Origin of the sequence: Roseibium algicola (assembly GCF_001999245.1) — a bacterium.
GTDB classification, from domain to species: domain Bacteria; phylum Pseudomonadota; class Alphaproteobacteria; order Rhizobiales; family Stappiaceae; genus Roseibium; species Roseibium algicola.
In genome coordinates, this window is the sequence record NZ_CP019630.1 from 3,249,757 (window position 1) to 3,273,587 (window position 23,831).

The window sequence follows — 23,831 nt, forward strand, 5'->3', positions numbered from 1 at the left end:
GGAGACAGGTCATGACCATTTCATACGATGTTGCCGATGGGCAGCGGACGAACCGGGCGGGTGAGCCGCAGGTGCTGGGCCCCGATGCGAAAAAGGGTGATGCACGGCTTGTCGGCGCAAAGACAGCCGCTGCAGGCGGACCAGCTCTGAACGCGGGAGACGCAAGGGCGAAACCGGCGGACGGCGGCAAGTCCGCCCGGACAGGTGCTGGCACTGGCACAGGCACAGGCAAAGCCAAGGCTGAAAAGCCCGAGTTCCACCAACGGACGACACCGCCCGATCTTTCCAAGGCACTCGAAAACGGCGTCGCCGCCGTTCGGCGCAATCTACTCATCGTGCTGATGTTTTCCTGCGTCATCAATGTGCTTGTGCTGTCAATTCCGGTCTATCTGTTCCAGATCTCGGACCGGGTCCTTACCAGCCGCTCGCTGGACACGCTGGTCATGCTGACAGGCGTGATCGTCGGGGCGGTTCTGCTGCAGGCAGCCTTCGATGCCATCCGCCGCTTCATCCTCATGCGCACGGCGGTGGAACTCGCATCGCAACTGGGTTCACCCATCCTCGCAGCCGCCGCACGAGCTTCGCTCAACAGCAACGGCAAGGAGTACCAGATCCTGAACGACCTGCAGCAATTGCGGGGTTTTTTGGTGTCCGGCACCATGATGGCATTTCTGGATGGTCCCTTCGCGCCGCTTTTCCTGGTGGCGATCTACCTCATTCATCCGCACCTCGGGATGATCGTCGGCGGCACCTGTGTGATCCTGCTCGTGATCGCGGTGATCAACCAGAAGATCACGTCCCGGCATTTCAGTGATGCCAACCAGAACCAGAGCAAGGCGAACCTGCATCTGGATGCCATGTCCAGGAATTCGCAGATCATCAACGCCCTGGCCATGATCCCGGAAGCGGTTCACCTGTGGGGGCGCGATACGGCTGCTTCGCTGCGCGCGCAGGTCAGTGCGCAGGACAGAAACATTGTTTCGGCCTCCATCACCAAGGCGGTCCGGCTTCTGACGCAGGTAGCGATGCTCGGGTGGGGGTCATTCCTTGCCATCCAGGGTGAACTGACCGGGGGCATGGTGATTGCCGCCTCCATTATCGGCGGCCGGGCGCTGTCGCCCATCGAGGGGGCGATCGAAGGCTGGAACCAGTATCTGCTGTCGCGCAATTCCTATGGCCGGATCTCGACACTGCTGAAATCCTCGCCGCTCAACTCCGAACGTCTCGTTTTGCCCAAGCCGCAAGGCCGGCTTGATGTCGAACGCCTGCTTTACGTGCCCCAGGGGACCAAGCGGGTCGTGCTCAACAGCATCACCTTCTCGCTGAAAGCCGGGGACTCTCTTGCGATCATCGGCAACTCGGGAGCCGGCAAAACCACACTCGGCAAGATGCTGGTGGGATCCATCCTGCCGACATCGGGCGCGGTGCGTCTGGACCTGATGGACCTGCGCAACTGGAACCAGCGGCAGCTGGGTGAGAACATCGGTTACCTGCCGCAGGACGTTCAGCTCTTCCCGGGCACGATCAAGCAGAACATCGGCCGTATGCGCGAAGATGCTTCGGACGAGCAGATCTACGAAGCTGCCTGTCTGGCCGACGTGCACGCCATGATTTCCGAATTGGCCCACGGCTATGAAACGGTCGTTGCGGCCGACGGTGCACCGCTGTCAGGCGGTCAGAAGCAGCGTATCGCGCTTGCCAGGGCATTCTTCGGTAATCCACGTTTCGTCGTTCTGGACGAACCCAACTCAAATCTGGACACCAATGGCGACGAAGCGCTTGCACGGGCAATGGCACATGCCAAGGCCGAAGGCATCACCGTCGTCGCGATCACGCAAAAGCCGTCCCTGCTGAAATGTGTCGACCGGATCCTCGTTCTGGCCGACGGCTCCATCAGCATGTTCGGTTTCCGCAACGAGGTGCTGGAACTCCTTGCCGACCGGAAGAAACAAAGAGCGGTTCAGCAACAAGGATAAGCGTTTGCAGCCGCCAGGGACGGCTCAAGCCAGGGGGAAAAGATGAGCAACGCTCTGACACATCACGAACCGATGGACTGGTATTCGGCAGTGCCGAGATCGATTTTCTGGCACACGCTGATCGGCGTTTTCATGCTGGTCTTCTTCATAGGAGGCTTTGCCGCCTGGTCCTTTACCGCGCCGTTGGCAGCCGCCGTGATTTCAAGCGGAACCTTTGTCGCAACCGGACAGAACAAGCAGATTCAGCACTACGAAGGCGGGATCGTGAAGGAGATCCTGGTGCAGGAAGGCGAGCGCGTTCAAAAAGGCGATCCAATTGTTCGTCTCGACGAAACCGTCGCATCCGCAAACGAGCGACAACTGGGGCTCAAGCTGGCGCGGCTGGAAGCGATCAACGCCCGTCTGCGCGCCGAATATCTCTGGCTGAAGGAGGTGGAATTCCCGCAAACATTGCTGGACCTGAAGGACGATGAGGAAATTGCCACCATCATCGCCGGCCAGAAGCTGAGTTTCATCGGATCCCAGGCCAAGCTGACAAGCGATATCAGGATTCTGGAGAGCACGATCGAATCCCTTCAGCACCGCCGCGACGGCTACCGTGAACAGCATGATGCCATGATCAGGCAGCTGGCGATCCTGCAGGAAGAACACACGGGCAAAAAACTTCTCTTCGAAAAAGGCCTTCTGCTGAAGCCGACCCTGAATGCACTGGAAAGAGCGATCGCAGAAGCGGAAGGGCAGATCGGGAGGCTGGCATCGTCCATGCAGGAGGCCAATGCCCAGGTCCTGCAACACCAGGAACAGGTCAAGCAGACACGGGCTGCCTATAACGAGAAGGTGCTTGATGACCTGCAATCCATCGAGGCCGAGCTGGATGCGGCAAGAGAGCAGTCCCGCAAGGCGCGTAACGTTCTCGAGCGTGCCGTCATTCAGGCACCGGTTTCGGGCACCATCGTACGCATGCACTACCACACAGCCGGTGGGGTTATCGAAAGCGGCAAGACGATTGTCGAGATTCTGCCGTCCGACGCACCGCTGATCATCGAGGCACTGATTTCGCGAACCGATATCGACAGCGTCCATATCGGCCAGCAGGCCACTGTTCGCCTGTCCGCCCTCAATCAACGCACCACTCCGGTACTGGAAGGCGAAGTGCAATATGTGTCCGCAGATGCAATCACCGACAACAGTACGGGCATCATGCGTGAGGTTTACGTCACTCGCATCGATATCTCGCCGGGCGAACTGACAAGGGTGCTGAACTTCGTTCCGACCCCGGGCATGCCCGCGGAAATCATGATCCAGACGGCTGAGCGAACCTTCATGCAGTATCTGACCAAGCCGATCGTCGACAGCATGTCACGTGCCTTCCGGGAGGAGTAGGCAACTGGAGGCATTTTACGGTCGACGGCCGCTTTTCAGCGCAAGATTGCGCGGGATTGCATGCGGTGGCTGATCAACCCGGATTGTCTGATGTGGTCTTCAGGCAATGTCCGCCTTGGCCGGTTCGTTAGTCGCGGACCGGCCGCTTTTTTGGAATTGTACCGGTTGAAGGGTGACAGCTGCAGTCCGGTGACGCTGCGAAAAGAGGGCTTGTTTTCGCAAGGTAATCCGCCAATTATGAAAGCGGTGTTTCCAGGACTTGTACCAAGCCGGAAATAGGGTTTTCATGTGATTGCGCCAAATGCGAAACCGGGTCGAACTGCTGTTGAAGACTTTTAAAATCAACGGATTGGCTGTCTGGTCTGTTGTGGTGTTTCTGGTGCTGACGGGCCTGTCAGCTCACGCGGCGACGGACCCGTTCGCGGAACGGCGCATGGCGCTTGTGGTCGGCATTGCGGGCTATGAGAACGCTCCCGATCTGAGCAACACCACCAATGACGGCAAGCTGATTTCGGATACCTTGAACGAACTGAATTTCGAAGTGTCCGAGCATTTCAACATCGGGCTTGCGGAGTTCCGCGAACTGCTGGACCGTTTCGCCTTCGAGGCGGAAACCGCCGATGTGGCTCTCGTCTATTTTGCCGGACACGGGATTGAAGTCGGCGGACGCAATTTCCTGGTTCCCTCCGACGCCAAGGCCGGCAGCCGGCAGCAGGTTGCCGATACCTCGATTTCTCTCGATGACATTCTGGAAGCGGTCGACAAGGCGCGGCAGCTCAGGATCGTGATCCTGGATTCCTGCCGGAACGACCCGTTTGCCGATGTGGGCGGGCAGGAAACGCTCACCGTAAATCAGGGGGCTTACGGCCGCGGGCTGGCAGCACCTTCTCCCGAACGCGGCACGCTGGTGGCCTACGCCGCAGAAGCAGGAGCCGTTGCACTGGATGGGGCAGGTGAAAACAGTCCGTTTGCATCGGCGCTGGCCCAAACCTTGAAGATCAGGGATCTGGAAATAGGCCTTGCCTTCCGGCAGGTGCGCGATTCCGTGCTGAAAGCCACTGCCAACGCGCAGGAGCCGCACACCTACGGCTCACTGTCCGGCAAACCCTACTTCCTTGCGGGCGGCAGCCAGGAGGTCAACGTGCTTGCGGCGGCAGACCGTCTTAACGCCTGGGGGCGCCTTGAAGTCAGCCAGGAAGAGCAGTTGCAAGTGGCGGCAAGGGAAGGTGACAGCAGGGCGTTGAAAGGCCTTGCCTACATGCGCCTCAACCCGAGCGAGGACCGCTACGATCCCTCCCGTGCGGCAGCATTTCTGGAAACCGCATCGGAAGCGGGTGATCCTGAAGCCATGTTCGAGCTTGCCCGCATGTATGAGCGCGGCATTGGCGTCGAACAGGATGTCGAAAAGGCATTAGAACTGTTTCGCAAGTCCGCAGACGAGGGCTTTGCGGATGCCATCAACGATCTCGGGTTCCTTTATTATCAGGGGGGCCTGGGGATCGCGCGTGATCCGAAAAAGGCAATCGAGCTGTTCGGAAAGGCTGCCGATCAGCGGCACCCGGAAGCAATGTTCAATTACGCAGCCCTGATCGATGACGGTGTGGTCGATGGCAAGGAACCGGACGATGCGGCCGAATATCTTTATCGCGCCTTGAGATCCGGCAACGAGGAAGTTTTGAGCCAGCTCTCGGAGAACCCGAAGATGTTCAAGGCTACGACACGGCGCTCCCTTCAACGGAAACTTTCAGAACGCTCTTTCTATACCGGGACCATTGACGGCCAGTTCGGCCCGCAGACCCAGAGAGGTCTGCGCAAAGCTTACGGGCTTTCCGAATAGGGGCCAAAGCGTTTTCCGGCTGAGATCGATTTCCGCCTTCCCAAGCCTTTGTTGCGTGTTGCATGACGCAAGGTAATTTTTGACTTGTTCTTTTATTCCAAGGGGTTAAAATTGAAATTGAACAATCAAAAGAAACATTTCGGGAAATATCAATCCCTGATTTCAATGTAGACAGTGCAGACGTTTTTCTAAGTCATATTGCAGGTTTTTGCTGCTTTTCCGATAGCAGGTGTCGCGCCAATCGTGATTGCTGCCCGGTTCGATCAGTTGTCTCTGGTGATTTGTTCGATGTGTTTGAATAGTTGATTGGAGGAAGTCATGTTTGGAAACAGGTTTTGCGCAGGTGTGGCGGTTGCCGTGCTCGCCGGACAAGTTGTGACGGCTGCCAGTGTGTCTGCTTATGCGGTCGCCGTGCCGGGTGGCCAGTCGCTTGCGCCGGCAGATCCATTGGGTTCGGTTCTGGAGGAGCTTCTGCTTGCCCAGTACAGCTCTTCCATGAGCAGCGAACCGTCTGGCCCTTCCTATGATGTCGATCGGCAGGAACGCGACCCGAAGCTGAGCGCATCCTACGATCTCGACGAAAGGGTCACCCGCGGTGTCATCTGGATAATCCAGAACGGCAGCAACGAGTGCCGCAATTCCATCCGGCCCGAATACCGCTTCGACTGTTTGAGGAATGTTCTGGGGCGCGCCGCTTCGACAATTGAAAACCGGCCAAACTATCGCGACGCGGCGCGGGAATTGCGGAGCCTTTCCCGAAAGCTTGATGGCATTGTCTCAAAATACCAGGACCGGAGCGCTCCGCGCGCGGCCGTGGGTCAGCGTACCTACCGGGCCGTTTCCACGGCCAATCTCGAGCAGGCTCGCCGTGAAGCATCGGAAGCCATCGACGAAAGCGTCACCAAGCTGCTGCGTTCTGCCGGAAACTCGGAAAAGCGCAAGACGCATTATTCCCAGATCGCAACCGCTGTCGGGTCCACCAAGCGTTTGCTGCGGTCTTAAGTATCATCGACCTGGCAGGCGGTCGCCTCAGTCCGCCGGCTGCTGATCCGGGATCTCCTCCGGAGTGATGACCGGCGTTTCACCGACATCGGGGGCAGGTTCGACAAGCTCGCGGTCTCCGACCGGGGCTGGCGTCAAAACACCGTCGCAGTCAGAGAGGATGGCGGTTTCTTCAGTCTCGGTGGGAACCCTGTCTTGCGACTTTGTGCCGGGATCAACCTTGCAGTCTTCGCTCTTGTCGTCTGCAAGAGCGGTGCCACACACAAGGGTCAGTGCGGTGGCAAGGGCTGCAATCGTCCGGACATTTTCGTGCGGGCGCATACTATCCTCCAATGGATGTCTCTCCATTGGAAACGCCCGAACCGTCATCGGGTTCAATTCGAGTGGATTTACCGGCTCCACCCATGGGTGGAACCGGCAAGTTGTCTGGACGTACTTCTCAGTCGATCAGTCGATCAGTCGATCAGGTGATGGTCTGGCCGGTCTTTGCCCAATCCGCAAGGAACTGCTCCAGTCCCTTGTCGGTCAACGGGTGCTTGACCAGCGCCTTGATCGTTGCCGGCGGCACGGTTGCCACATCGGCGCCGATCAACGCGGCTTCCTTGACGTGATTGACCGTTCGGATCGAGGCGGCAAGAATTTCGGTCTCAAAGCCGTAATTGTCGTAGATCTGCCGGATCTCGCGGATCAGATCCATTCCGTCCATGACCATATCGTCCAGTCGGCCAATGAACGGGGAAACGAAGGTTGCTCCGGCCTTGGCGGCCAGCAGCGCCTGATTGCCGGAAAAGCACAAGGTGACGTTGGTCTTGAACCCTTCGGCAGTCAGTGCACGGCAGGCTCTGAGACCATCCAGTGTCAGCGGCAGCTTGATGCAGATGTTGGGGGCGATCCTTGCAAGGGTCTTGCCTTCCCGCACCATTGCCTCGAACTCGGTCGCCGTGACTTCAGCCGAAACCGGACCTTCGACAATGGAGCAGATCTCGCGGGTCACTTCGGTGATGTCCCGGCCGGACTTGAGGATCAGGGACGGGTTGGTGGTAACACCATCGATAAGGCCGAGTTCTGTGAGGTCGCGGATGTCGCTGACATCCGCCGTGTCGACAAAAAACTTCATGTCTCTCTTTCCGTTTGAAATGGGGGGCAGCGTTACCCGCGGATCTTGCGGGCGGCCTGCTGCAGCAGCTCGAAAGCTTCGTACCGCTTGTTGTGGTAGGATGTGGCTTCGGCGCCGCCGGGTGCATAGGTTTCGCCGGCTGCCGACATGGCGGCCATGGCGGCCGGAATGTCCTTTTGCAGGCCACCAGCGACAGCGCCGAGCATGGCCGAGCCGAGAAGGACCGGTTCCGCGGTTTTGGGAGCGGCGATCACGAGGCCCGTGGCATCGGCCAGAAGCTGACGCACCAAAGGGCTCTGGCCTGCACCGCCACTGACGACGATGGTGTCCGTCCGGATGCCCTTTGCGGACTGCGCCTCGACAATCTGTCTGAGGCCGTATCCGAGACCGCAGATGCCCGCGACATAGAGCCTGACGAGAGCGGCGACGGATGTGTCCATATCGAGGCCCGCAATGACGGCCTTGGCTTCCGGATCGGCAAACGGCGCACGGTTGCCGAGAAATTCAGGCACCACATGCAGACCGTCTGCCAGCCTTGAAATGTCTGTGCCCTCCGGTGCAAGCCGCTCGGCTTCAGCAGCAAGCCACTGGTTGAGGCCGAGACCTGCTTCCTTTGCCTGCTTGAGGGCGTCAGTGGAGGCCGGGTGGAAACGGACCAGATGGTCGATGGCGGCACCTGCTGCCGACTGGCCCGCCTCGTTCAGCCAGAGGCCTGGAACCATCGCGGAGAAATAAGGTCCCCAGACGCCTGGCACGAAGGCCGGTTCTGTTGTCGAGGTCATGGTGCAGGCAGAGGTGCCGAAGACATAGGCCATCCGGCTTGTCGCCGATCCCGCCTCTGTCTGGTCCTGCCACCCGACCGTGCCGACACCGCCCGCATGTGCATCGATCAGCCCGGCAGCAACGGGTGTCCCTTCACGCAGACCCAGGTCTGCCGCCGCTTCTGCCGTCAGTCCGTTGCCCAGAGCCGTTCCCGCATCGACAATGGTGGTGCCGATGCGGTCAAAATCATTCGCGCAGAGTTCGGCAAGACCGATGGACTGGAAATAATCGGCGTCCCAGCGGCGTTCATGACCAAGGTAGGTCCATTTGCAGGTAACCGTGCAGATGGACCGTGCAAGGCTGCCGGTTGCCCGCCATGTCAGGAAATCGGTCAGGTCGAAAAAATGCTCGGCTTTGCCGAAGATCTCTGGCCGGTTCTCTTTCAGCCACAGCAGCTTCGGAGTTTCCATTTCCGGTGAAATCTGGCTGCCGACATAGCGCAGCACGTCGTGGCCACCGGCGTTGATGCGTTCGGCCTGGTCAAGAGCGCGGTGATCCATCCAGACGATTATGTTGCGCTCCGGGTGGTCCGTATCACCCACTGGCAGAGGGCTGCCTTGCGGGCCGATGACCACCAGCGAACAGGTGGCGTCCATGCCGATCCCGGCCACATCGCCCGGATCGATCCCGGCCGTGCCGACCGCTTCGCGTACGGTGGCGGCCACGGCTTGCCAGATGTCGTTGGAAGATTGTTCGTAAAGGTTTGGCCCCCGGTTGAAGAGGGCGATGTCACGTTTTGCCGATGCAACCAGATTGCCGGACTGGTCGAACAGACCAGCCCTGGCACTGCCTGTGCCGACATCAATACCAATCAGAAATTTGCTCATGCCTCAAAGGTCCACACTTTGCGGCAGAATGACAAGGTCCCTGATGGTGACGCCGCGCGGGCGGCTGAGCATGAACAGGACGGCATCAGCGACTTCCCGGGGCTGCATCAGGCTGCCGTTGGCAAGGGCTTCGTCCATCTTTGCCTTGGGCCAGTCATCGAGAAGGGCTGTAACCACAGGTCCCGGCGCGACTGCTCCAACGCGCACCCCGTGTTCGGCGACCTGGCGCCGTACCGTGTGAACGAAGGCCTGCACGGCAAATTTCGAGGCGGTATAGATCGGCTCCCAGACGACCGGCACAAGGCCGGCGATGGAACTGGTGACGATGATGTCGCCGGTCTTGCGTTCCACCATATGCGGCAACACGGCGCGAATGGAGCGGAACGCGGCATTGATGTTGAGATTGAGCACCTTGTCCCACTGGTCCGGGTCGCCGTCGACGACGCTGCCGCCGACATAGGCTCCTGCATTGGCGTGGAAGATGTCGAGGTGTCCGGTCTTTTCCACGATCCGGTCCAGCATGCCATCAACTGCGGGCCCGTCCATGAGGTCGACCACCAGTGGAATGGCGTCCGGCCCGAGCTCCTGGCAGATCGCGTTCAGTCTGTCTTCGGCTCGGTCGATCAGGACCACCCGGCAGCCGGCTGCAAGCAGGCTCCTGGCGCATTCCAGGCCGATCCCGGACGCGGCACCAGTAATGGCCGCGACCTTGCCTTTGAGTTCATCGGTCATGTTCGAAATCCTTGAATTGAAATCCGGTCAGGCGCGGCCGTGAGAGACGCGGCTCTGGCGGGCGAGACTGTCGACGATGACGGCGATGGCGAGCACGCAGCCGGTGATCATGTAGCGGAGCGAGGACGACATGTTCAAAAGCGTCAGCCCGTTGGAAATTGACTGGATGACGATGATGCCAAGCAGCGCCGACCATGCCGACCCGCGTCCGCCGAACAGGCTGGTTCCACCGATAACGGCGGCTGCGATAGCGTTGAGGTTGACGTCACCGGTGCCCGCCTGCTGACTGGCGGAGGCAAGCCGTGCGGAAGACAGGACACCGCCGAGGGCCGCCAGCAGCGAGCATAGCGCAAAGGACGTGAGGTAGGTGAAGGTGACATTGATGCCGGCTCTGCGCGCAGCCTCCGCGTTGCCGCCGACGGCCTTCACGGACCGCCCCCACTGGGTGCGTGTGAAGACATAGTTCATGACAACGACGAGCAGGGCGAAGAGGCCGAACATCCAGGGCACGCCGCGACCGAGGTTCAGATAGAAGACAGCGGCTTCGAAGGCGATGGTGGTGAACAGCGCCTTGAACACAAGCCCGCCAACAGAGCCAACGGAGAGATTGGCTGCCTGGCGCTGGCGCCGGTTGCGAATTCCCATCACGAGAATGGCGACGCCAGGCAACAGTGCGACTGCGTGAGAGGCCCAGGCCGGCATCATCAGTAGCTGGCCGAAGTTCACCATCCAGGAGCCGTAGGGCAGGTTGATGGAGCCGGTGGAGCCGAGCATGTAGAGCTGCAGGCCGAGAAGCGCCAGCAGACCGGCGAGGGTCGAGACGAAGCTGGGCATGCCAAGCTGAGTGCGCAGCAGTGCATAGACCGAGCCGATGACCGCGCCGGTGCTGAGCGCCGCCAGGATTGCCAGCGGCAGGGGAACACCCTGATTGACCCAGAGCACGCCGATCAGGGCCGAGCCGACGCCGCTCATGGAGCCGACGGACAGGTCGATTTCGCCGAGCATCAGCACGCAGACGATGCCGAGCGCGATGACGCCGACTGTCGAGCAGTCGAACAAGAGATTCACAAGGTTGTTCGGCGTAACGAACAGCGGATTGAGAATGGTGAAGACCGTCCAGATGACGATGAGGCCGACGATGACGGGCAGGGAGCCGAGGTCGCCTGCCTTTACACGATCTATGAAGGCGCTGATGACGTCGGTCAGGCTGCTGGCATGCTTGACGCGCGTATCGCTGCGGTCGAGCAGCCGGGGTTCGGGAGCGGAGCCGTTCATGGTGGTTTCCTTGATTATGCCGTGGCGCCTGCGGCCGCCCGTTTGCTGGCGCGGCGGGTGACGGCATTGTCGGTTGCGCCGGTAATGGCTCCGACCAGTTCCTCGTTGGACGATTGCGGCGAGAACACACCGTTGTTGCGACCAAGCCGCAGCACCACGATGCGGTCTGCGACCGCGCGCACGTCTTCCATGTTGTGGGAGATCATGATGACGCCGAGGCCCTTGTCGCGAACCCGCTCCACCAGGTTGAGAACTTCCGCCGTCTGGGCAACGCCAAGGGCGGCGGTGGGTTCGTCCAGCATGATGATCTTCGGGTTGAGCAGCAGGGATCGGGCAATGGCGACGGTCTGGCGCTGGCCGCCGGACAGCGATGCGATCGGTTCGCGCACGCTTGGAATGCGGGCCGCCAGCTCGTTGAGCAGCTCCCAGGAGCGGACTTCCATGGCCACTTCATCCAGATGCCAGGGACTGCGTTCCTGGCCCAGGAAGATGTTGGCAACGACGTCGAGGTTCTCGCACAGGGCGAGATCCTGGAACACGGTTGCGATGCCAAGGTGCAGGGCGTCGCTCGGCCCGTGCATCGTCACCGGCTTGCCTTCGAAGTGAATGGTGCCGGAAGTCGGCGCGTGAACGCCGGAGAGCACCTTGATGAGGGTCGATTTTCCGGCGCCGTTGTCACCGACAAGGGCAACGACTTCACCTGGATGGACGTCCAGCTCGATATCGGTCAATGCCGACACCGCACCGAAGTTCTTCGAAATGCCCTTGAGGCTCAGGATCGGCTGCCGATCCGTGGCGGATTGGGGAGAAGTGGCGGTCATCTTGTCCGGCTCATGGTTTTCTGGGTCCTCTGGATGGCCGCCCGGCCTTCCGGGTGTCGACCCCTGGGGTCGGGCGGCCTGCTTGGGAGGAGGAGTTATTGGATGCCGAGTTCCTTGCAGCCTTCGGCATAGCGGCCCGTGCACAGTTCCTCAGCCGTCTGGATGCCCATGTCGATGATCTCTTCCTTCAGGTTCTCGCGCGTGACCACGGCCGGAACGAACAGCTCGGAAGGTGTTTCATAGAGCGTTGTCTTGGCTTCCGGCGTTTCCCCGTTCAGGAACTGCACGGCAACCTTGGCAGCCGCCGCGGCAACGATTTCAGAAGGCTTGGAGATCGTGTTGTACTGGTCGCCGGCAATGATCAGCTGCAGGGCCGCGATGGTTGCATCGTTGCCGGTTACAGGCGGAAGCGGATCGACGCCGGCAGCCTTCAGGGCGGCAATGGCGCCGCCGCCGGTGCCGTCATTGGCCGCTACGATGCCGACGATCTGATCGCCGAAGCGAGTGATCTGCCCGCTGGCCCATTCCTGGGCTTTGGGCGGTGCCCAGTCCGGCGTGTCGAATTCGGCCAGCGTCTCGTACTTGCCGGTGGCGATACCTGCATGAATACCGTCCTTGATCAGGCCGGCAGCGGCATCGGTGGGCGAGCCGTTGATCTGCAGCAGGCCGCCTGCCTCCGGTGAGATGCCCTGTTCTTCCAGATGGCGCACCAGGGACTCGGCGATTGCCTTGCCGATGCCTTCATTGTCGAAGGAGACATAGTAGTCGGCGGTCTTGTCCGGGATAGGGCGATCGTAGGCGATCACTTTCACGCCCTGGCTCTGGGCAAGGGCGACGAGCGAGGCGGCCGCGCTGGAATCCACCGGATCAAGCACGATCACCTTGGCGCCTTGTGTCAGAACGGAGTTGAACTGCTGCTGCTGGCGCGCCACGTCTGCATCCGCATTCTGGTAGATGACGGTGCAATCCGGGCAAAGCTTCTCCATTTCCGCCTTGAAGCCCGGGAAATCATGTTCCTCGTAGCGGGTTGATGCCTGGTCTGGCATCAGGAATGCGACGGTGCCGGATGCAGCCTGGACAGCGGTTCCCTGCAGCAGGGCGGCGGCAACGATGGCCGCGCCGGCAAGTTTCTTGTTCATCGGGTTCATTTCAGTTTCCTCCATCAATAAAACGGTCCGTCGGCCCCGTCCTCGGGTGCGCTCAAGACCGGTTGGTTTCCTGAAAGACCACTGCTAATCTTGGCCGAGCATGATCGAGTCCGCGCAGAAACCCTGACGCCTTAGCCGGTGCAACGGCACGGGGCGTCTTTAGGGGTTCCGGCGGATGAGAGGATCTACCTGCCGCTTCGGTTAGTGGGTATTTCAGGACGATCTTGCCGACGCGCGGGGTTGCTCACCGCACTCCGCGCGTTTCTCGTCCGGATCAACGGGACTGATAGCGTTTGAGTGTCCGTTGATCCTGAAGTCCGATTTTCCTCCTCTTCCTCCCATGTGTCCGTGCGGTCTTTGCCGCCTGTCTGCCGTCGTGCCCTGTTGTGGCGGATGGCATCAGTGGATCTTCTTTTCCTGCCCTTCCGCCGAGGCGCTGTCCCTCGGTGCCGGGGTGTGTGTTTGCGAATGCATGTCTTCGCCTGCTTCGAGATCGCGCACCGAGGCACGGACGATCAGGCTCGCGTTCAGCACTGTCGGTGTAACGGGTGCCTTGCTGTCACCCTCGATCCGCTGCAACAGCCGGCGCCAGGCGGTTTCCGCGATTTTGTCGACCGGTTGTCGGATGGCCGTCAGTCCGGTGTTGCGGGCGGACATCCAGGCATAGTCGTCAAACGCGACGACAGACGCGCGGCTCGGGATGTCGATCCGGTGTTCGGCGAGGGCCGACAACACGCTGAGTGTCGTGACGTTGGTAAGCGCGATGATTGCTTCCGGCAGGGGATTGCGTTCCATCCAGTCCAGGAGCGTCCTGGTGCCTGCGGTGATATCGGAACCCAGATTGAGAATGGTCGGCCGTTTGCCGGTTTGCGCCTCGATGATGGCGGCAGCCCCTTCCGTTCTTTCCAGGATCGGAGGGTGATCCAGGTCGGAAACGCCGATTGCAATGTTCTGGTGGCCACGCTCCAGCAGATGCCTTGCGGCAATCTCGCCTGCCTCGCGGTTGTCGATGGTCACCGTATCGGCAATTGCCCCTTCTGCAGCAACACGGTCGACCAGAACCATCGGCAAGGCGGATCTCGCTTCCTTCAGTTCCGGCGGCATGGTGCTTGAGCAGGGCACGGCAATCAGCCCTTCCGGCCGCCATGCGAGCAACGCCTTCAGACGAGAGGATTCAACCGCGCGGTCGTTGTGTGAGCTGGCGACGATCACGTCGTAACCTTCCGCTGATGCGGCGGTTTCCAGTCTGGAGACGATGGTGGCAAAAAAGGTGTCGGTGAGGTCGGGGACAATGACCGCGATGATACGGGTTCGGCCCGAGCGCAGCTGGGAAGCGGCCCGGTCGAGCTGGTAACCGAGTTCGCGCGCAGCCTTGTGCACGCTCTCCTTCAGCTCGTCGTTGACCGGTTTGCGCCCGGAAAAGACGTTCGATACCGTCGCGATCGACACGCCCGCAAGAGCGGCGACTTCCTTGATGGACGGTTTTTTCCGGGACATCTGCCAGCGCCTCCCAACGCTGTTAAACGTTTTACAGTTAAACGTTTAACAGTGCGGTTTGAGGTTGGCAAGCGGAAAAATGGGAAAGGTAGGCTCAGCGGGTTTCGGAAAGGCGTTGCATCCCCCTCTGCGCGCCCTGGGAGGCATGGGCGCGGAGGGGGGCTTAGCCAAAAGGTGAAAGCGCGGTGTTAGCGCTTCCAACCCTCGGTTTTCATCAGGACCGCGGCTTCCGGGGTCTGGAGGAAGTCCAGAAAAGCCTTGGCTTGCGGGTCGGCGTCGGGGGAAAGCACGACGTTGACATCGCGCCAGATACGGCGGTTTTCGTCCAGTTCGACAAGGCTCAGAACGTCCGGGTTGTTGATAGGCCAGTTCGGCCAGGTGATCCAGGCATCGGCCTCAAGGTCCTTGAAGGCCCGGAAACTGGCACCGGAGCCTTTTTCAAACGCGACGATGTTCGATCTGAACGCCGACACGTCACCGAGATTTCCGGTCCTTCCGGCGATGTCTTCCCAGACACCTGTGCCGGATGTGTTGGCGACACCGGCACCCTCGGTCACGACGATCTTGATCCCGTCCTTGAGCAGGTCTTCAAAGCCCTCGATCTTTTTCGGATTGTCTGCGCGCACGGCGATGATGGCGGGCCGGATGTAGATCGGCTGAACCTGCGAAGAGGCAAAATTGCCATAGGTTTCCAGAAACGCCGTCATCGATTGTTCGGATGTGCCCCAGAGGATATCGGCATCCGCCTGGGCTTTTGCGGACCAGGTGGTTTCCGGGCCGGCCGTGATTTCGACCTTGTTGCCGGTTTTTTCTTCAAAGGCCTTTGCAACTTTCTGGAACGCCGTGTGTGGGCCGCCCGCACCATAAAGCCTGACAACTCCGTCGGCGGGGCGGTGTTTGATGGATGGATCGGCGAGTGTGCTTTCCTGGGCGAGTGCAGGGCCGGCGCAAACCAGGAGCGCGAGAGCACAAAGGGAGGTTTTCATATCGGAATTCCTGAATTCTGTTGGCTTGTGACGCATGCGCGCCGAAGGCGGCCTTGCGCCGCCCCCGCACCTGACTACGCTGGCCGGCTGCCTGGTCTTCCCAAGAGCGGGGTCACGAAAGCGCGAGGTCTCTTTCAGAATGATCTGGCGACTTTCAGTTCGATTGTTGCGCCGGGTCGAGCTGGGTCTGGATCAGGTGGGCAAGGTTCAAAAGCTGTGAGCGCGGCATGTCGCCTGTCACCGCGTAGGTGAACCCGGTGTCGCTCCAGAAAAACGCCTGTTCAGTGCCGGATTCCGCGAACTGGAATTTCGGTTCACCGTCGACCCCACGGCGCAGATAGACGGTCACCCGGTTGCCGTCCGCATCGTCATACATGAGCTGTGCTGCCGGATCCGCCCCGCTGGGCAGCAGGCGACCGCCCATCAGCGTCAGTCCGGCAACCCGCAGATCGGGAATGCGGAACGGATGGTTCAGCCGATTGCCGAGCCAGGTTGCCAGATGCCTCTGGTCGCTGGCTGCCACCTCGACCGGATGAGCAACCTCAACGGTGAATGTTCGGTGAGCCGTCAGGGCATCGGTCAGGAAGGGCTGATGCGCTGGCAGGCTTACATCCGGTTTCAGGGACCAGCCGGCAAAGACGCCAACCAGCAGCGCCGCAGCGATGGAGGCGGCCATGCCGGCGCGCGGCAGCCATCTGTCCCCTGGAGATGCGGTCAGGCCGGGAGGTTCTGCAGTGACGCGGGAATAGGCTGTCTTCAGGTTTGCCGAGATCCGGCGGTCAGCCTCAACCCGGGCGGCAGCTTCCGGATTGTCCCGAAGATAGGTTTCGACCTCGCGTCGGCGGTCCGCAGGCAGCTCGTCGTCGACGTATCGAACGAGGTCTTCCTCCCGGATGGGAGGCACCGTCTGGGAATTCATGTCACGCTCCTTAGATGGGGACGCTCGGAGGCGCGGGGGTCTTCTCTCAGTCTGGCACGGGCGCGGCTGATGCGCGACATGATGGTTCCTTCGGCAACGTTCAGGATTGCGGCGGCTTCTGCATAGGTAAAGCCTTCCACGCCGACCAGGAACAGTGCTTCGCGCTGGTCTTCGGGCAAGGCCAGCATGCGGTTCAACAGATGCTTGAGCTCGGCGCTGTCCTGCTGCGAGGCGGGCGCCTGAAGCTGGTTTTCCAGATCGTCCAGGTCGATATGGTTCGAATGGCGCCTCAAGCGCCGCCAGCGGCTGACGTGAAGATTGCGCATCATACGGAAGAGCCACGGCCGCAGTGGTACAGACGACCGGCGAAGGCTCCATTTGCGCAAGGCCCGTTCCAGGCAGTCCTGCACAAGGTCTTCCGCTTCCGCCTGGTCGCAGGTCAGCGTTACCGCGTATCGATGCAGCGCCGGCGTCTCCCTGAGCAGGTTTTGGGTATTGTCGGGCAAGAGCTCTTCCTCGTGGACACTACTGACACCAACGCCTGTGCTGCGCGAATTATTCCGTCGCCGGCAAAAAAGAAATTTCGGCTTCTTCGGGAAGGAAAACACCACCACCTGCGTGGACAGCACCGGATGCGGCCGATCGCATCTGGAACAGTGAACGAATGGAGATCTGAAATGAAGCCGATCAGTCAAATTGCCGCTACTGCCTTTGCAGGTACGGTTCTGTTTGCATCCGCAGCCCTGGCAGGGCCGGGTGAAGACCTGGCACGTACCCATTTCAACAACATCGCAACCGGCAAGGTCGATGCCCTCAAGGCGTCCTATTCCGACAAGGCCGTGCTGGAATGGGTCGGTGGCCCGCTGGATGGTGTCTATACTGGTGCTGCAGACATAGGCACGGTCTGGACCAAGTTCACAGGCGCGCAGGGCAAGCTGAAGGTCGATGTCTCGAATGTTCAGGAAAACGCAAATCCAGCTGGCGTGACGGTGACTGCCAATGTGCGCTTTTCCGGCAAGAACACGATCCCGGTCCGCTACGTCCTGACCTATCGGAGCGGCAAACTGGCAAGCGAAGTCTGGCAGATCGACCCCAAGCTCGCGAAGTAAGCCGGCATTTCCCTGCCTGCTGTTCCCGCCTGCATGGCAGGGGAAACCGGCGCTCAAGCATCCTGCGTTTGCAAGAACGCAGGATGTCTTTTTGCGCAGGGCACGGCCTAGGTTCTCGAAAAATTCGGCCCAGGTACAAACTCTCCTCTCACCACGGTGACAGGAGGCCTGTGGTTGATAGGCGTTCTCTTGTTTTGGAAGATCGAAAGGACGCCCCATGAACAGAACTCCCGTCAATCCCTGGCCCTGGTCGCTCAGGCTTGGCTACAATCAGGCCGAAATTGTTGAAGGCATGGGCAGGCAGCTGATCTGCGCCGGACAGACCGCTGTCGACGGGGAAGGAAATCCTCAGCATGCCGCGGATATGCGCGGTCAGATCGAGCTTTCGCTGAACAACCTGGAAGCCGTACTGGCCGAAGCGCGGATGACCCTGGCCAATGTCATTCAGGTCAAGGTCTACACAACGGATGTAGACGAGGCCCTGAAGAATTTCGACGTCCTGGGAGCGCGGTTCGGCCGTCTTGACGCTGCGCCGCCAATGACACTACTTGGCGTGAGCCGGCTTGCGCTTCCTCCGCTCATGTTCGAGATCGAAGCGATCGCTGCCGACTGAGGCCGACACCTGAACGCAGCTTCGAAGCGGCTGCATCCGGTTTTCTGGAGCGTGAGGAAACGGAATGCGACGCGTGGAAAGACTGTTTCGGATCATCAACGAGATGCGGACCCGCGACGTAATCCGGGGCGCAGAACTTGCCGAACGGTTCGAAGTCAGCCTCAGCACGATTTACCGGGACATCGCCCACCTTCAGGCGTCCGGCCTTCCCATCGAAGGGGAGGCCGGTATCGGCTATCTGCTGCGTCCGGGCTTCGATCTGCCCAACATGACGTTTACCCATGATCAGGTCGATGCGCTGGCGATCGGCCTTTCCTTTGTGGAGCGCACGGGCGACCCGGCGCTGGCATCGGCGGCACATGAAGTGCGTGCCATGATCCAGGCCGGCATGCCGGATCCCGATAAACGCAAGCTGGCCGACGCACCGTATTTCAGCCTGCAGATCAAGAACAGCGCCCCACCGACCGTCAGTCTGATCCGCGAGGCCATCCGGATGCAGCTCGTTGTCGATATTTGTTACGAGGATGCCGATGGAAAACCCACGGAGCGCAGCGTCCGCCCGCTTGTCATCTGGAACATGACAGACGGGTGGATGTTCAGTGCGTGGTGCGAAATGCGGCAGGCCTTCCGCACCTTCCGTTTCGATCGTGTCGTAAAACTGAGTGTCACAAACACGGTTTTCGAGGACGACGAGACAAGAGGACTGCGTGCTTTCCTGGCAACCGAGCCTTGCGAGGAAGAGGGATAGCCGGAGCCTCCTACAGGTCCAGCGACCACCGGCCACTGGACCTGCCCTTTCAGGTTCAGGCTGCCAGGCTGGTCATCTCTTCCTCTTCCCAGGAACCGTCCGGCTGGTAGCGCGCGGCCATACGTCCGTTCCGAAGCGTGAACAGATGCAGCCAGCCGTTTTCGAAAAGGTTCCGAACATCCGGGTGCGCATCCAGAATGGCAGATATTGCCTCTTCGGGGGCTTCGATCAGAACCGACAACCGGAGAGGGGTATGCATCCCTTTCTCGCCATCATGCAGTGCCTGTGCAGGTAGGCCGGGCCGCAGGCGCCCGCCGTTGCCTTCCACAACGCCAATGCCGCCAACCACGTTGTGGATGAGTTTGTTGCCGCCACCGAAGACATCCGGCGCGACTGAAGAGCCATAGTATTGAAGGCTGATCCAGCTCGCCACGACCACCGGGGCGGTGAGGATGAGTTCAAGCGTCTTGAAGTCCTCGTCCGTCTGCCAGTCGTAGCTGTGAAGGAAGGCCCGGCCTTCCAGATTGGCCTTCGATGTCAGATGCCTGGGGGCTGCGATGAACGCGGCGCAGTCTGCAAGTCCCCACTCCGGCCTGATTTCGGCCCAGTTGAATGCTCTGGCCGCAATGGAGGCAGCATTCGTGCCCGGCAAGCGCAAGGCGCGCTCGGCCCGTGCCTCGGCTCCCGCCCGTTTCAACCATTTTTGCAGAAGGTCGAATTCATCCATCGGGCCGGATTGGTCCTTGTCGAACAGGGTGATCTCGTCCGTTGTCGTGTCGTGGAGCGCCGCGACGAACCGGGTGTCGTCAGGAAGGTCGATACCGTGAGCAGCAAGGCCGGAGCGGGTTTCGGCATCGTTCAGCAAGCTTGCAAGCAACCGCGCTGAAACCTCACCTGAATGACCACCGCACGCGCCGCAATGATAGGCGCTTTCATGCGGATTGTTTTTCACATTGGCTCCGTGGCCAACCAGCAGAACCACCTGGGCATGATTGTTCGTGAGGCTCATGGCCTTCAGGACTGCAGCGGCGGTCGCTGATTTCGTCTCGGCATCAAGCGCCGGGTCGAGCCTGGGGGCGGCACTCGTCGAGACCTTTCTTGTGGGGCGGCCGAGGGAATCCTTCACCAGCTTGGTCACATACAGTGGGCCGGCAGCTTCCACATAGGCGAAGGACGAGACAGCGGCCTGGCGGAACCTGTCCAGTGCCCGTATGGCCCGCGCACCGATGCGTGCCGTCTTTTCCTCATTGGAAGAACCGTGGCAAGTTGAGGTCATGGACGGTTTCAGCAAGACCGGCAGGTGATTTTCTTCAACATCGGAGCCGTGGTCCCTGTGAGCAGCAGGAAGACCGAAGAAACCGGCAAACCCGAGTGTTTCGATCGATGGGCTCTGGTTTTCCAGCGCCCGCCGGAAGACTTCCGAGCGCACGTCGATGCAAAACGCCGCCTGAAGGGCAGGGCGCTCGCCGGTGTATTTTGTCGGCGCCTTCAACTGTTGGCCGAGTGACCGCTGGTATGCCCGCTCTGCCGCGTCCTGCAAAATGGCATCGATAACCTGGTCCCGATCCGGAACAAGAGGTGCGGCATGAAGCTGAAGCGTGGCCTGCCATTGGTCGGCGACAGCGGGGAAGCGGTTGAAAAGCGCCTCTTCCCAGATCAACCGGACGGCCAGAAGGTCGCCGAGCGTGCCGTCCGTCGTGCCGTCCTGTTCTGCACGCCACAGCAGCCAGCGTGCATGTTGCGCCCAGCCTCCCAGGTCCATCAGCAGCTGGTGAAACAGGGTTTCGGCAGCCGGAACGCTGATGCCCAGCCGGTCGGTTACCCGCAGGATTGCCTGTTCGGAAGTGTCCGGAGACGTGGTTACATGGGAGCAGAACCCCGTCAGTCCGGCAATTTCGGGTGTCAGGTCACGGCTCGCCCAGGACCGCCAGGCAGCATAAGCGCCCTCACCCGGGGCTGGAGACCAAAACGCCTGGCCGCGGTCGAAGTAACCGGCGGCCCACAGACCAACGGTTTTTTCGATAACCGACGGCCAGTCGATGCCGGATACAGAAGCTGCGAGTTCGGCAATGGTTGGTACGGCTGCCGGTGCCGGTCCATCCATTTGGGCGAATGCCTTGAGCTGCGCGACATCCGCCGGCTTGTTGCCGGCGTTGCTTGCCTCAAGGGCGGCCGTCAGGTCTTCATCCAAGATGCGGCCACAGGCGATCTCGGTGCCGTAGCTGCTTCTGGGCCGGGTCAGGCTGATGCCGCTCGTTCTGGCAAGGCGCGCGGATGCTTCCGCGAGGCCTTCTCCAACCTGGCCGAGGAAGGGATTGACGGCAACGGTTGCATCCAGCGGAAAGGCGGGCGGGATGGCCCTTATGGCTGACGTGCCTGCCTCGAGGATGCCCGAAACCCGTAGCGAGCTGAATTGGGTGTGCTTGATAAACATCTGAAGTGCCTCGTCTTACTTGGAGTTCGCAACCCGGTATCCGCCGATGAAACGGTCGAGGAGGGCGTTGAGGTAAAGGCCGTTGGCGATGTGAACGCGCAAGCCGGCGGTCGACGGGTGGTGTGACCAGAGCGGGAAAAGCGTCTGCGCAACGGCAACGATGCCGAAGGAAAGCACCGCCAGGACGATCAGCGCCCATTCGAGGGGGCCGGCGACAGGTGCCTGCGGCAGAGCTGCGCCCCACAGAAGGTTGGCAACCTGCTGGAAGCCGAAATAGGCAAAGGCAACGATGACTGCGGCCAGCGAGGTGCGATACGTCAGTTCAGCGGGGGCCGCATCTGCAAGGCCTTGCGCCACCAGATAGGCCACACCGAAGATGAGCATTGCTCCGATGGCAAGCGCCTGAGGGGTTTTCGGGCCTGCGATCATCGAGAAGGCGAAGGAGACTATCGCGTAGAGAAACAAGGCGATCGCGAAGGACCGGAGCACGTTGGCAACGCTGGGAATTGCGATCGGGCCGGGACGCCGCAGCTTGGCCACGGCCAGAACCGCTCCACCCGAGGACAGGAAGGCATGGGCCTTGTAGAGGGAGTGCGCGACCACATGGAGCAGCGCGAGTGGCCAAAGACCGAGACCACACTGCAGCAGCATGAAACCCATCTGGGAAATCGTTGACCAGGCAAGGGCTGTCTTCACCGCGCTTTGGGTCAGCATGACCACTGCCCCGAAGAGAGCGGTCAGGCCACCGAGAGCCACGAGCGTGCCCATGGCGCCAGGACTGGCCTGAACCAGATCTGCGGTCCTGATAAGAAGAAACCCGCCGGCGTTGATGATGCCTGCATGAAGCAGGGCGGAAACCGGGGTCGGCGCCTCCATGACTTCCGTCAGCCAGCCGTGCAGGGGGAAGGCCGCCGTTTTCAGTACGGCAGCCAGCACCAGGAACACCACAGCCAGATGTTCGACGAAGGAGAGATCAGGCCCGACCGTTTCAGAAAGCTGTCCAAGCTGTGCGGTACCGGCGCTTGCCATGAACAGCCCGGCGGCCAGCAGCAGCGAGATGTCACCTGCATGCCAGACAAGCGCGAATTTGGTGGCGGCCCGTTGGGCGGCGGCGCGCTGCGGGTAAAACAGCAAAAGCCTGCGCAGGCAGAGGCCGATCCCGGCAAAGCCGAGGACAAGCAGGAACAGGCTGCCCGACTGGACGACCACCAGTACGGCCGCAAGTGCCGTGAGCATCAAGCCGTGGAAGGCCCCTTCTCGCGTTTCGCCGTCGAGGTAGGTCCGGGAGTAACGCATCACCACCCAGCCGATGAAGGCGACCAACAGGGTCATCGTCACGCTGATGGGGTCGAGCCGCACAACAAGCGTAAACGGACCTTCGAACAAGGTTACTTCCGTTGCTCCCAAGACCAGAAGCTGCACCAGACCGGCAAGGGCAAGCACAAGGGCGATAAATGCACTTGCTTCCGAAGCCTTGGGATAGAGCCCTGGGCGGCGGCCAGGACACATTGTTGAAACGGCCGCTGAAGCCAGCAACAGCACCGGCGCAAGAAGGGGCAGAGGGAACAGGTACGGCATGGGAACCTCACGAACGCTGAAAGACGCCGTGGATATACCGTCTCGTTTTCTTGCAAAAAATTACATATTATAATCGAAATCGTTCTATAATTTGGAAGTATCCTCGTGCTGAACCTTCATCATCTGCGGCTTTTCCGGGCAGTTGCGCGGGATGGAACACTGACGGGGGCTGCCAGGGTGCTGAACTTGTCGCAGTCGGCGCTATCCTCGCAGATCAAGACGCTGGAAGCCTCCCTTGGACACGATCTGTTTGAACGACGCGGACGTGGTCTGGTGCTGACGGAGGCCGGGCGGATCGCCCTTGATCACGCGGAAGCGATCTTTCGGACCGCCGAGGACCTGACGGCGACCCTGCGCAACACGGGCACCGAGCGCAAGGCTTTGAGGGTGGGGGCACTTGCAACGCTTTCGCGAAATTTCCAGATCGGCTTCCTGGAACCCCTGATCGGACGATCAGATGTCGAAGTGGTGCTGCGCTCCGGAGCTCAGGCAGACCTTCTGAGGGCCCTGGAAGCATTGGCGATCGATGTGGTCCTGACGAACCTTGTGCCAGCCCGCGATGCCTCCAGTCCCTATCTCGTACATGGACTTTCCGAACAGCCGGTCAGCCTGATCGGACCCGCAACCGCAGTCGATCTGGCGGGGCTGCCCTTGCCTGAGCTTCTGTCTTCGCAGCCGCTGATCCTGCCAACGCCGGAATCGGCCCTTAGGGCATCTTTCGACGCGATGGTCGAGCAACTGGGTGTCGTCACCAAAGTTGCCGCGGAAGCCGACGACATGGCGATGATCCGCTTGCTTGCGCGTGCGCACGCGGGGCTTGCCGTCATTCCGCCGATCGTCGTGAGAGACGAGCTTGCTTCGGGACGGCTGATCGAGCTGGGCAGGCTGGAAGGGCTCAAGGAGGAGTTCTTCGCCGTCACGCTGCATCGGCGCTTCCCGAACCCGCTGGTCGCCGACTTGCTTCAGGCTTTCAAAAACAAGACGGACTGAGCAAGGGTTTCAAGCCT

General features: G+C 60.6%; 21 protein-coding genes. 8 read left to right on the forward strand and 13 right to left on the reverse strand.

What is annotated here, in order from left to right:
- Nucleotides 1–11: 11 nt before the first annotated feature.
- From B0E33_RS15165 to B0E33_RS15180, 4 genes are all read left to right on the forward strand, one after another.
- Nucleotides 12–1,976 carry a type I secretion system permease/ATPase gene (locus B0E33_RS15165; RefSeq protein ID WP_077291654.1) on the forward strand — a complete coding sequence of 655 codons (1,965 nt, stop codon included), beginning with the start codon at nucleotides 12–14 and terminating at the stop codon, nucleotides 1,974–1,976.
- Between the two features lie 42 nt (nucleotides 1,977–2,018).
- Nucleotides 2,019–3,359, forward strand: coding sequence for an HlyD family type I secretion periplasmic adaptor subunit (locus B0E33_RS15170; protein WP_031269001.1), 1,341 nt, complete (start codon nucleotides 2,019–2,021; stop codon nucleotides 3,357–3,359).
- 325 nt (nucleotides 3,360–3,684) lie between these two features.
- Nucleotides 3,685–5,196, forward strand: a complete 1,512-nt coding sequence (locus tag B0E33_RS15175) for a caspase family protein (RefSeq protein WP_208993872.1) — start codon at nucleotides 3,685–3,687, stop codon at nucleotides 5,194–5,196.
- A gap of 318 nt (nucleotides 5,197–5,514) precedes the next feature.
- On the forward strand, nucleotides 5,515–6,198 hold the full coding sequence (locus B0E33_RS15180; protein WP_077291655.1) for a hypothetical protein: 684 nt from the start codon (nucleotides 5,515–5,517) through the stop codon (nucleotides 6,196–6,198).
- Between the two features lie 27 nt (nucleotides 6,199–6,225).
- Here B0E33_RS15180 and B0E33_RS15185 read toward each other — a convergent pair whose 3' ends face one another.
- The 11 genes from B0E33_RS15185 to B0E33_RS30945 all read right to left on the reverse strand — a co-directional run bounded on the left by B0E33_RS15185 (nucleotide 6,226) and on the right by B0E33_RS30945 (nucleotide 16,848).
- Nucleotides 6,226–6,519 carry a hypothetical protein gene (locus tag B0E33_RS15185; RefSeq protein ID WP_077291656.1) on the reverse strand — a complete coding sequence of 98 codons (294 nt, stop codon included), beginning with the start codon at nucleotides 6,517–6,519 and terminating at the stop codon, nucleotides 6,226–6,228.
- A gap of 142 nt (nucleotides 6,520–6,661) precedes the next feature.
- Entirely contained in the window at nucleotides 6,662–7,315 is a 654-nt protein-coding gene (fsa, locus tag B0E33_RS15190; RefSeq protein WP_077291657.1) for a fructose-6-phosphate aldolase, read from the reverse strand.
- A 32-nt stretch (nucleotides 7,316–7,347) separates the two neighbouring features.
- Nucleotides 7,348–8,964 (reverse strand): FGGY-family carbohydrate kinase, encoded by a 1,617-nt coding sequence (locus B0E33_RS15195; protein ID WP_077291658.1) that lies wholly within the window; start codon nucleotides 8,962–8,964, stop codon nucleotides 7,348–7,350.
- A 3-nt stretch (nucleotides 8,965–8,967) separates the two neighbouring features.
- Nucleotides 8,968–9,696 carry an SDR family oxidoreductase gene (locus tag B0E33_RS15200; protein ID WP_023000112.1) on the reverse strand — a complete coding sequence of 243 codons (729 nt, stop codon included), beginning with the start codon at nucleotides 9,694–9,696 and terminating at the stop codon, nucleotides 8,968–8,970.
- Between the two features lie 27 nt (nucleotides 9,697–9,723).
- Entirely contained in the window at nucleotides 9,724–10,971 is a 1,248-nt protein-coding gene (locus tag B0E33_RS15205; protein WP_075283601.1) for a sugar ABC transporter permease, read from the reverse strand.
- A 14-nt stretch (nucleotides 10,972–10,985) separates the two neighbouring features.
- The gene (locus B0E33_RS15210; RefSeq protein WP_055661540.1) at nucleotides 10,986–11,792 is read right to left on the reverse strand and encodes an ATP-binding cassette domain-containing protein; all 807 of its coding nucleotides are present in this window, start codon (nucleotides 11,790–11,792) and stop codon (nucleotides 10,986–10,988) included.
- Nucleotides 11,793–11,887: 95 nt separating this feature from the next.
- Nucleotides 11,888–12,955, reverse strand: a complete 1,068-nt coding sequence (locus tag B0E33_RS15215; RefSeq protein ID WP_370198791.1) for an ABC transporter substrate-binding protein — start codon at nucleotides 12,953–12,955, stop codon at nucleotides 11,888–11,890.
- 384 nt (nucleotides 12,956–13,339) lie between these two features.
- Nucleotides 13,340–14,437 (reverse strand): LacI family DNA-binding transcriptional regulator, encoded by a 1,098-nt coding sequence (locus B0E33_RS15220; RefSeq protein WP_077291659.1) that lies wholly within the window; start codon nucleotides 14,435–14,437, stop codon nucleotides 13,340–13,342.
- 188 nt (nucleotides 14,438–14,625) lie between these two features.
- Nucleotides 14,626–15,423 carry an extracellular solute-binding protein gene (locus B0E33_RS15225; RefSeq protein WP_077291660.1) on the reverse strand — a complete coding sequence of 266 codons (798 nt, stop codon included), beginning with the start codon at nucleotides 15,421–15,423 and terminating at the stop codon, nucleotides 14,626–14,628.
- A gap of 154 nt (nucleotides 15,424–15,577) precedes the next feature.
- On the reverse strand, nucleotides 15,578–16,342 hold the full coding sequence (locus B0E33_RS15230; RefSeq protein ID WP_077291661.1) for an anti-sigma factor family protein: 765 nt from the start codon (nucleotides 16,340–16,342) through the stop codon (nucleotides 15,578–15,580).
- Complete coding sequence (locus tag B0E33_RS30945; RefSeq protein WP_197923201.1) at nucleotides 16,339–16,848, reverse strand: RNA polymerase sigma factor; 510 nt, start codon at nucleotides 16,846–16,848, stop codon at nucleotides 16,339–16,341. Before B0E33_RS30945 ends, B0E33_RS15230 begins: the two co-directional genes overlap by 4 nt.
- A gap of 171 nt (nucleotides 16,849–17,019) precedes the next feature.
- Between B0E33_RS30945 and B0E33_RS15240 the strand changes: the two genes are divergently transcribed.
- The 3 genes from B0E33_RS15240 (at nucleotide 17,020) to B0E33_RS15250 (ending at nucleotide 18,812) form a co-directional block, all read left to right on the forward strand.
- On the forward strand, nucleotides 17,020–17,451 hold the full coding sequence (locus B0E33_RS15240; protein ID WP_077291662.1) for a nuclear transport factor 2 family protein: 432 nt from the start codon (nucleotides 17,020–17,022) through the stop codon (nucleotides 17,449–17,451).
- Nucleotides 17,452–17,668: 217 nt separating this feature from the next.
- Nucleotides 17,669–18,064, forward strand: a complete 396-nt coding sequence (locus tag B0E33_RS15245) for a RidA family protein (RefSeq protein WP_077291663.1) — start codon at nucleotides 17,669–17,671, stop codon at nucleotides 18,062–18,064.
- A gap of 64 nt (nucleotides 18,065–18,128) precedes the next feature.
- Entirely contained in the window at nucleotides 18,129–18,812 is a 684-nt protein-coding gene (locus tag B0E33_RS15250) for a helix-turn-helix transcriptional regulator (protein ID WP_077291664.1), read from the forward strand.
- 55 nt (nucleotides 18,813–18,867) lie between these two features.
- Here B0E33_RS15250 and B0E33_RS15255 read toward each other — a convergent pair whose 3' ends face one another.
- Both B0E33_RS15255 and B0E33_RS15260 read right to left on the reverse strand, forming a co-directional pair.
- Nucleotides 18,868–21,246 carry a YbcC family protein gene (locus B0E33_RS15255; RefSeq protein ID WP_077291665.1) on the reverse strand — a complete coding sequence of 793 codons (2,379 nt, stop codon included), beginning with the start codon at nucleotides 21,244–21,246 and terminating at the stop codon, nucleotides 18,868–18,870.
- Nucleotides 21,247–21,261: 15 nt separating this feature from the next.
- Nucleotides 21,262–22,824, reverse strand: coding sequence for a proton-conducting transporter transmembrane domain-containing protein (locus tag B0E33_RS15260; protein ID WP_077291666.1), 1,563 nt, complete (start codon nucleotides 22,822–22,824; stop codon nucleotides 21,262–21,264).
- 99 nt (nucleotides 22,825–22,923) lie between these two features.
- On the opposite strand from B0E33_RS15260, the gene B0E33_RS15265 reads away from it, so the two are divergent.
- Nucleotides 22,924–23,814, forward strand: a complete 891-nt coding sequence (locus B0E33_RS15265; protein ID WP_156912416.1) for a LysR family transcriptional regulator — start codon at nucleotides 22,924–22,926, stop codon at nucleotides 23,812–23,814.
- Nucleotides 23,815–23,831: the final 17 nt, after the last annotated feature.